The sequence below is a fragment of the Mycobacterium gordonae genome, from assembly GCF_001417955.2.
GTDB classification, from domain to species: domain Bacteria; phylum Actinomycetota; class Actinomycetes; order Mycobacteriales; family Mycobacteriaceae; genus Mycobacterium; species Mycobacterium gordonae_B.
Genome location: NZ_LKTM01000222.1, coordinates 1 through 944, shown reverse-complemented (window position 1 = coordinate 944; position 944 = coordinate 1). Strand labels below are relative to the sequence as shown.

General features: G+C 78.2%; 1 protein-coding gene. It reads right to left on the bottom strand.

The window, feature by feature from the left end:
• Positions 1–944, bottom strand: a 944-nt coding sequence (locus tag AO501_RS38150) for a hypothetical protein (protein WP_197419868.1), incomplete at both ends; no start/stop codon positions are given.

Genomic DNA, 944 nt, shown 5'->3' with positions numbered 1-944 from the left:
GGCCCCGCCCGCGCCTTGTTGTCCGCCCGTCCCGGCACCCGCGGCGCCACCGGTGCCTCCCACGCCGCCGGCGCCACCGGCTCCCCCCTGGCCACCCTGCGCGCCGGCCGCGGCGATAGTGGCGTTGTCAGCACCTTTGCCGCCGTTGCCGCCCGCACCTCCGGACCCACCGTCCCCGGCGGTACCTGTCGCTCCACTGGTGGATCCCGTCCCACCGGCTCCCGCGGCACCGCCGGTGCCTCCGGTCCCGCCTTGACCGCCGGCCTGAGCGGCCGCCAGAGGATCGCTGCCGTCCGCACCGTCGGCCCCCGCGCCGCCGACACCGCCGCGGCCACCCTGACCACCGACGCCACCTGCGCCCTGATGCCCACCAACCCCGGTACCCGCGGCACCGCCCGTACCGCCCTGACCTCCGGCCCCGCCGGCTGCACCCTGACCGCCCTGAGCGCCGGCCGCGACGGCATCCAGCCCGGCCCCGCCGGATCCGCCGGATCCGCCCCTACCGCCCGCGCCGCCGTCGCCGGCAAGGCCCGCAGCCCCCGCGACCGACCCGGCTCCACCGAGTCCCGCGGCTCCGCCGGATCCTCCGGTTCCACCCTGGCCACCGGCCACTCCGGCGCTATTGACACCACCGGACGAACCCGAGCCGCCCGAGCCGCCCGCGCCGCCGACTCCGCCCTGGCCACCGGCACCACCGGCTCCCTGCAAAGCGCCACTACCGCCACCCGCGCCGCCGGCCCCGCCCGCGCCACCGGCGAAACCGGAACCCCCGACAGCGCCGGAACCAACTGCGGCGTCGAATCCGGTGGCGCCCGCACCACCCGCTCCGCCCGCACCGCCAGTGCCGTTCGCTCCTCCACCACCTGCTGCGCCGCCAAAGCTCAAGAAGCCACCCGCACCGCCGGAGCCACCGGCTCCGGCGGTGCGGGTGGCTTCTTGAGCTT